The organism is Bacillus sp. JJ1474, assembly GCF_036965225.1.
Taxonomy (GTDB): domain Bacteria; phylum Bacillota; class Bacilli; order Bacillales; family Cytobacillaceae; genus Cytobacillus.
In genome coordinates this window covers 1-8,107 of the sequence record NZ_JBALPC010000284.1, presented here as the reverse complement: position 1 = coordinate 8,107, position 8,107 = coordinate 1, and the positions used below count along the sequence as shown (strand labels likewise).

The following is an 8,107-nucleotide window of genomic DNA, read 5'->3' as shown; positions in this document are numbered from 1 at the left end:
GATAATTTTTCAAATATTAGAATAACTTTTCGAAAAAAATAACCAGCATGGAATAAAATTACTCCCCTGCTGGTTTATTATCTAGAACGGAAATTGATTTAACCATTGTCCGCCGTCCATTGTAATACATTCGCCATTAATATAGGCTGCATGCTCGGAAAATAGAAAATAAGCTAGTTCCGCTATTTCCTCAGGCTTTCCTAGTCTTCCTAACGGTACACTATTAATAGTTCTTTCTGCAGCCGACTCCGATTCCCATAGCCTCTCAGCTCCTCCTGTACGTTCAATCGGGCCGGGGGCGATTGCATTTACTCTTATCCCATATTTTCTTCCCCATTCTACTGCCAATGTTCTTGTCATCGATAATACGCCTGCTTTCGCCGCAGCTGAGTGAATGACGCCTGCACCTGCATCCCAGGCATAAGTGGCCACCATATTGATGATACTGCCTTTAATCCCCTTTTCGATCCAGTACTTTCCTATTTCACTAGAGCAATAAAATGTTCCATTTAGGACAATATTGATTACTGAATTCCAGCCATTTGCGCTAAGTTTTTCAGCTGGACATATAAAATTCCCAGCAGCATTATTGATGAGATAATCGATTCTTCCAAAGGTTTTAAGTGCTTCGTCAACCATATTTTTCACATGTTCTATTTCACGAACATCCATTTGAACCGTCAACACTTGCCCTGGAAATGTTTCTATTTCTAATTTTGCTTCATCAAGACGCTCCTTTGTTCTTCCTGTTATAACAACAAAAGCATTCGCTTCTGCAAAACGTTTTGCCATATATTTACCCATACCACTTGAACCACCTGTAACAATTACTACCTTTTCTTTCATCCTTTCCCCTCCTTAATAATGAATGATCATTCATTCTCTATTTTACCACTAGCAGATTGAATTTTCTAATAAATTATAAGACTTTTATCATAATTGCAAAACTCATAAATTAGGTTAAATCCATTTTTCTCCCTTTTTTTTAAGATAAGAGTTTGATAGTATAAGAAGGTATCTATGTTTTAGGTGAAAATGAATTAGATTGGTTGGTAATATTCATGCCAAAAAAAGTTACGAGAAGGTCTTTTTTGAAAAAAGTATTCGGCTCTTTACTTACAATTTCCGGTCTAGGTGCTGGAGGATATTATTATGCAGGTCATATTGAGCCTAGGCTCTTAGAGATAAATAATTTTCCGATTCGTCATAAATCAATTCCAAAAAGCTTCAATCATTTCAAAATTGTTCAGTTCAGTGATACTCATTTGGGCTTTCAATATGATAGGCAGCAATTCATGACTCTTGTAGAGCAAATAAATGAGCTTAAACCAGATCTTATCTTTTTTACAGGAGATTTGTTGGACGCCCCTAATAAATACTTAGAAGGCGATAAGATCATTCCTCTTCTTAAAAAGCTAAATGCCCCATTTGGTAAATTTGCTATATACGGAAATCATGATCATGGAGGGTACGGATCAGATATTTATAAATCCATCATTGAGCAAGCTGATTTTAATTTGCTGCAAAACAGTCATAAACAAGTAAAATTACTTGATGGCAGCAGCTTGTATATAATTGGTATTGATGATGCCATGCTAGGAAATCCTGACATCAGTAAAGCTTTAGCAGGAGTTCCTGAAGATTCTTACAAAATCCTCTTATCACATGCTCCCGATTTAGCAGATGAGGCTTCACAGTTAAATATCCAGCTGCAGCTTAGCGGTCATAGCCATGGGGGACAAATCCAGATTCCTTTCATTGGTGCCCTTGTAAAGCCTCCTTTTGCAGAAAAATATCATGAAGGCTTTTATGAAATTGGCGGCACACCATTAACCCTTTATGTCAATCGCGGAATAGGAACTACCCGTCTTCCGTTCCGTTTTCTATCAAAGCCTGAATTGACTGTATTTACGCTTGTAAGTGAATAGAAAAAGGAAAAGCATATGCTTTTCCTTTTTCTATTTATTGCAATATTCTTTAAGAAAGTAATTTTCAATCTCATCTGCAGGAAGAGGTCTAGAGTACAAAAATCCTTGTGCTTTGTGGCAGTTGGCATTTAATAAAAATGCCGCCTGATCCGCGCTTTCTACTCCTTCAGCGATTACCTCCATCCCCAGGCTTCTCCCTAAATGGATGATAGTCGTTGTAATAGCTGCATCTTTATCGTTTAATAGTACATCCTTGACAAAGGACTGATCAATCTTTAATACATCGATTGGAAATTGCTTTAAATAATTTAATGATGAATAGCCCGTTCCAAAATCATCAACAGATATTGAAACTCCAAGTTCCTTTAATCTTGATAGAATAGGTGCTGTATCCCTCGTATCCTGCATGGCACCTTCTGTTATTTCAATTTCCAAAGCCCTAGGATTGATTCGATATTTTTCAATCGATTTTTGAATGATTTTAAGCAAATTGTGCTGCTGGAATTGTTTTGGAGAGATATTAATAGCAATTCTAAAATCCTGATGATATTTATCTGACCAATCACGAATTTGCTTACAGGCAGTGTCAATGACCCAGTTTCCAATCGGTATGATTAAACCTGTATCCTCTGCAAGCGGAATAAATTCTCCTGGAGAAATCAATCCAAGTGCGTGATTATTCCAGCGTAATAGTGCCTCAAAACTAGATACTTTCGTTGTCTTTAAATCAATCTGAGGCTGATAATGCAAAAACAATTCTTCCCGTTCGATCGCCTTTCGCAGGAGTGTTTCCATTTCAACAACATTTCTAAGGATTGAATTCATGTCTGTCCGATAGAATTGGAAATGAGCTTTCCCCTTTTCTTTTACCCTAAATAAAGCTTCATCCGCATTTTTGATAAGAGTCTCAGCGTTCTTCCCATCATTCGGGTACATACTAATCCCAATACTTGGTGAAATATAGTATTCTTGAGAGCTTAAATAAAAGGATTTAGAAAACTTAGATAAAATATTCTGTGCAAATTTGCTAGCTTTATTTCTATCTGTATGTGAAAGAAGAATAATAAACTCGTCCCCGCCCTGCCTATAAACGGTGCACCCTTTTAATTCAGAAAGTCTGTTTGCAACTTTCTTTAATATTTCATCTCCTAAAATATGTCCGAGTGAATCATTTAAGTATTTAAACCGATCCAAATCAATTGAAAGAAGGGCAAATTCATTTCCTGTCTTTTTTGCAGAAGTAATTTGCTCCTCCAAATCTCCTAATAATGCTCTCCTATTATATAAACCTGTCAGTTGGTCATGAAAGGCCATATATTTAATAGTTTCCGCATTTTTTGCCTGCTCAGAAATATCTCGTGTAATAATATATATACCTACAATCTCTTTGTTCACAACAACAGGTGCAGTCTTAATGTGAACCGTTAAATAATGTCCTTTTCGATGAACAAATCGGCAATCGAGTGTTTCAATCGGAAAACCATTCCTCGTTTTGTGGAAAAGCATTTTTATATCTTCTATATCCTGTTCTGGAATTAAATCAAATATAGACCGATTGGTTAGCTGCTTTTCCGACAAACCTGTTAATTTCCTCCCTGCAGGATTGACCTCCTGTATGATGCCATTCAGATTAACTGTTAGAATTCCATCTAAATTATGGTCAACGATGGATCGGTATTTCTGTTCACTTTCAATTAATCGCTTCTTCTCTATTAATGCTGATGTTATGTCTCTCGTGACGGATACGACATAGCTTACCTCGTTATTTTCATCAAACACAGGAGTCAAAAATGACTCCCCATTCATCTTGCTTCCATCTGGAAGGACAACCTCATCTGAAAATCCAATAGATTTTTTCTGCCTAAGTATTCTTAAATATTCTTGCTGTAATACGTAAGCAGTTTTAAAAGGGAGAACTTCATCCAATGATTTCCCAGTATAGTCAAGTGGCAAATTAGCATGTTCTAGCCCTGGCTTATTAGCGAAAAGATAGGTGAAAACAGGGCCAGGCTCTACCTTCATGATAAAAACCATATCTTTAATGTGTCGAAAAATAATATCTAAGATAATGCCTTCAACTTTACTTGTAATATTCATGCTATTTAATTGTGTTGTTAATTCCTCTATCTTTTCCATCTAATCATCCTTATACTTATTCCGTCCATAAAAGAACTTGGACATGTATATCAAGAGATGCCTTTAATGATTTCTAAAAACAATCAAATTTTAACAAAATGTCCCTAATGTTTACAAATTCTCCATATTATTTTTTCATTATAATACAAAATGACAAAAAAGACAGGCTTGTTTGTCATACATTTTGCAGTTAACTGTTTAAATGCTGAAAAATAAATAATATTTGCATTATTTGGCTGTCTTAATGTATCATTATGATATATCATCTTGATATATCAATAAGATATATGGAAGGGAGCTTTTTTCATTGTCAGTCGAGCATACAATACTTGCAGTATTAAGCTTTTGGCCTAGTTCCGGCTACGATATTAAATCTGAATTTGAGCATAAGGCGGCAGGATTATATTGGGGGATGAGTTATGGAAGTATCTACCCAAAGTTAAAAAAACTCGAACAAGAAGGCTATATTTTTCCCATTGAAAAGGAGGAAGAAGGCCGAAAAAAGAAACTGTACGAACTAACACCAAAGGGGTGGGAAGAATTTGAAAATTGGCTCCGCATGCCGCCAGCTTACCCTGTTATTAAAGATGAACTTTTTATGAAAATGTCAACTTGGCATGAAGATATGGATACCTCTATACTCATTAAGCATTTGCTGAAAAGGAAGGAGGAAACAGAGGATATTTTGAACTTTGTCAAAGAATGGCCGACAAATGGCTATTCCTTTATTAGCAAATTAGGAATGCTTTCCATCAGGTACGCAAAAATTCGCCTAGAAGCAGAATTATTATGGATTGAGGAAACCGTTCTCGCATTGGAAGAAGATAATCTTCCAAAAGGCCAGGACCCGAATAACAACATGGATAAGCTTTTAGCAAGGCGAAGAGAAGCCATTTTAGAAAAAAGGAGAGCTAAAAATGAAAACAGGCATGTTTAAGACTCTTAAATTCCCTCCCTTTCGCTCCCTGTTTGGAGCACAGGTATTTTCAGATTTAGGAAATTGGCTTGATTTCGTTGCATTACAAGTAATAGTAGCCTATCATTGGGGACTTGATGAATCGGCAATTGCTTCTGTCATTATTACGTTAGGTCTTCCATGGGTTATTATTGGCCCATTTGCAAGTGTATTTGTTGATCGCTTACCGAAGAAAAAGATGATGATAGTATGCTTAATTTTAAGAATTGTCTTCGTATTAGGGTTGTTTTTTTCACCAAATCTTTACTACCTGCTTGTTTTTGTTTTCTTGAAAGGAACCGTTGCTGCACTATACGACCCAGCCAGACAAAGTACGATAAGAATGACAGTACCCGAAGATCAGCTGCCTGAAGCTGTTACACTTAGCCAGCTTTCTGTCAATACGATGAAAATTATTGGCCCTGCACTCGGAGGAGGCATCATTGCCCTATTCGGAGTAAAGAGCCCATTCTTATTTGAAGCTTGTGGTTTTATCATTGCGATCATTTTTTTAATCAGTATGCCAAAACTGGATGAAGACTCATTTGTTAAACATAGTTCTGAAAAAAATACAATTGAAAAACAAAGTAGTTATTGGAGAGAATTAACAGAAGGAATTAAACATATTGCGAGAACTCCCCTATTAAAAATTTCAATCCTCTTATCTTCAGTCGCTTTTTTTATTATTTTCTTATACGATGGTCTCTTTGTCTTTATTGCTCAACTTCTCGGGTTTTCTCAAGGGAATTTTGGTTTGCTCATAAGCGGAGTAGGGTTAGGCAGTGTTATTGGTTCTCTTATTTTAGGGCAATGGACGATGTGGAGAATTAAACCCATTCATTTCATGTCAGGAGCTTCTCTATTAAGCGGGAGCCTGATAATCCTAGTTGGCCTAGGAGGTATGGGTCTCATACAGCTTCCACCCTATCTCTGGATAATTGGCGCATTTTTTCTAGGATTACTAGGCTCAGGAGAGGCTGTTCCATATGGCTTTGTCTTGCAGTCTGAAACACCAAAACATTTGATGGGCAGAGTATCATCTGCGGCCATGTCTTTACAGACCTTTTCAATGTTAATTGCTCCTGCGGCAGGAGCTCTTATAGCAAAAGCAGTTGGTGTACCTGCTGTCTTAATTGGTGCTGGCCTTGCAACATGCTTATTAGGCAGCTTCGTATTATTATTCATTGTACAAAAATTGAAGACACCAATAGTTACTCATGAAACGGAAGTTTTACAGAAAACAACTTAATAAATTTTGTAATAGACTCTACTACTAAGAGGAATTTCCGTTAATCTGGAATATATTATCTATTTTATTTTCATTTTTTTGAAAAAAGGGGTATAATAGCAATATACCCCTAAATATTTGAAAGGAGTCATACTATTGAACTCGGAAAAGAAAGACAATCCTCATCATTTACATCCAACGGTTGAAAACCTCTCACAAGCAATCTTCACCGTTAATCGCCATGCAAAAACAGCAACGAACCCAAAATTCCTATATAAGCTGAAACAGAATGCATTACACAAGCTTATTAGAGAAGGGAAAGCTAATAAGGTGGGGCTTCATTTCTCAGGTAATCCTAAATATAGTCAGCAGCAATCAGATGTACTTGTTGAATGTGGTGATTATTCATTTCATTTGCCGCCATCGAAAGCCGACTTTGCTGAACTGCCACATTTAGGAAAATTAAATGATCATATACGAAATCCAAGATCCACTCTCTCCTTAAACCAAGCCAAAAAACTTCTAATATCTTATACAGGACTTAAGGAAGTTAATGACACCCCATCACATAAAAAACGGTCATATAATAAACCAGTATTTAAAAAGCTGGGAGAAAGTTATTTTTAAAATAAAAAGCTAGGTCCCATTTATTAAGGGATCCTAGCTTTTTCCTATTTCTTTTTGTCATCCTAAAGTGCTATCTTATCAATAAGCAGGACAAGCTCAGCTATCTCAGGCTTACTTACTTGTGCATCTGCTCCAACCATTTGCCCTTTATGGCGAAGATCATCTGTAATTAAGGAAGAAAAAATAACGACAGGTATTTTTGTTAATTCATGATTACTTTTAATACGTTTCGTTAAATGATGCCCATCCATCTGAGGCATTTCAATATCTGTAATTACAAGCTGAACTTCATCAACAATATTCTTTCCGCTTTGAATGATGTTTTCTAAATAATTTAGTGCATCACGGCCATTTTCAAAAAACTCTATATATTGGAACCCAGCTTCCTTTAACGTATCATGTAGAAGCTTACGTAATAATGGAGAATCCTCTGCCACCACTAGTCGTTTATTAGATCGTTCCCGTTTCCCAAGCTTTTGAACTTGCTGAACGTTGATCCCCGTTTCAGGATTAATTTCCACAACAATTTTTTCAAAATCTAATAATAAGATCATTTCTCCATTAAGCTTGATGACTCCAATAATCTGGCTGTCAGGACCTTGATACATTTCAGACGGCTTTTCTATTTGATCCCAAGAAATCCGATGAATTTGTGTCACACTATGTACATGGAAAACGATTTTTTGCTTATTAAATTCTGCGACAATAAATTTATCCTGCTGAGGATTCTCAGATGGGGGGAAACCTAATGCGGTAGCTACATTGACAACAGGAAGCACTTCTCCTCGCAATTCAATAATGCCCTCAACATTTTTATGAGCATGAGGTACTTGTATAACAGGAACAGGGTTAATGATTTCTTTTACCTTTATCACATTTATTCCAAATTTATTTTTCCCTATACCAAACTCAACAATTTCCAATTCATTTGTTCCGCTTTCCAACAATATTCCTTTTTTATGTTCCACGCAAACTTCGCCCTTCCTGTAAATGAAATGAACAATTATACCTATTACTATATCACGAATAGGAAATTTTTCTTGAAATAATTTAAAAGATTTCGTGAATAATTTTCTCATAGCTTTGGTCACTATTGAAATAGAAAAAGCAGGCTATCCGCCTGCTTTTTCTACATTCCGAACATTAGTTTGAAGATATTTGTCCAATAACCCGATTCACCTGTTCCTTATGATGCAGATCATGTTCAATAAAATCTTTAAAATAGTCTTTAAT

Annotated in this window: 7 protein-coding genes; 4 read left to right on the top strand and 3 right to left on the bottom strand. The window is 36.1% G+C overall.

Features of this window, described 5'->3' with window-relative positions; all coding sequences use genetic code 11:
* Positions 1-81: 81 nt before the first annotated feature.
* Complete coding sequence (fadH, locus tag V7164_RS24605; RefSeq protein ID WP_335347978.1) at positions 82-846, bottom strand: 2,4-dienoyl-CoA reductase; 765 nt, start codon at positions 844-846, stop codon at positions 82-84.
* Positions 847-1,061: 215 nt separating this feature from the next.
* Between fadH and V7164_RS24600 the strand changes: the two genes are divergently transcribed.
* Positions 1,062-1,928: a metallophosphoesterase gene (locus V7164_RS24600; RefSeq protein WP_335347979.1), complete on the top strand. Its 867-nt coding sequence runs from the start codon at positions 1,062-1,064 to the stop codon at positions 1,926-1,928.
* A gap of 30 nt (positions 1,929-1,958) precedes the next feature.
* On the opposite strand, the gene V7164_RS24595 is transcribed toward V7164_RS24600, so the two are convergent.
* Entirely contained in the window at positions 1,959-4,064 is a 2,106-nt protein-coding gene (locus V7164_RS24595) for an EAL domain-containing protein (RefSeq protein WP_335347980.1), read from the bottom strand.
* A 307-nt stretch (positions 4,065-4,371) separates the two neighbouring features.
* On the opposite strand from V7164_RS24595, the gene V7164_RS24590 reads away from it, so the two are divergent.
* The 3 genes from V7164_RS24590 to V7164_RS24580 all read left to right on the top strand — a co-directional run bounded on the left by V7164_RS24590 (position 4,372) and on the right by V7164_RS24580 (position 6,874).
* On the top strand, positions 4,372-5,001 hold the full coding sequence (locus tag V7164_RS24590) for a PadR family transcriptional regulator (RefSeq protein WP_335347213.1): 630 nt from the start codon (positions 4,372-4,374) through the stop codon (positions 4,999-5,001).
* Positions 4,982-6,268: an MFS transporter gene (locus V7164_RS24585; RefSeq protein WP_335355535.1), complete on the top strand. Its 1,287-nt coding sequence runs from the start codon at positions 4,982-4,984 to the stop codon at positions 6,266-6,268. Before V7164_RS24590 ends, V7164_RS24585 begins: the two co-directional genes overlap by 20 nt.
* A gap of 135 nt (positions 6,269-6,403) precedes the next feature.
* Positions 6,404-6,874, top strand: coding sequence for a YkyB family protein (locus V7164_RS24580; RefSeq protein ID WP_335347211.1), 471 nt, complete (start codon positions 6,404-6,406; stop codon positions 6,872-6,874).
* 62 nt (positions 6,875-6,936) lie between these two features.
* Here V7164_RS24580 and V7164_RS24575 read toward each other — a convergent pair whose 3' ends face one another.
* Positions 6,937-7,842: a chemotaxis protein gene (locus tag V7164_RS24575; protein WP_335347210.1), complete on the bottom strand. Its 906-nt coding sequence runs from the start codon at positions 7,840-7,842 to the stop codon at positions 6,937-6,939.
* Positions 7,843-8,107 lie beyond the last annotated feature (265 nt).

Bases quoted from the DNA above. Each gene is read 5' to 3' on its own strand.
- fadH (WP_335347978.1), bottom strand. From the start codon at position 846: ATGAAAGAAAAGGTAGTAATTGTTACAGGTGGTTCAAGTGGTATGGGT.
- V7164_RS24600 (WP_335347979.1), top strand. From the start codon at position 1,062: ATGCCAAAAAAAGTTACGAGAAGGTCTTTTTTGAAAAAAGTATTCGGC.
- V7164_RS24595 (WP_335347980.1), bottom strand. From the start codon at position 4,064: ATGGAAAAGATAGAGGAATTAACAACACAATTAAATAGCATGAATATT.
- V7164_RS24585 (WP_335355535.1), top strand. From the start codon at position 4,982: ATGAAAACAGGCATGTTTAAGACTCTTAAATTCCCTCCCTTTCGCTCC.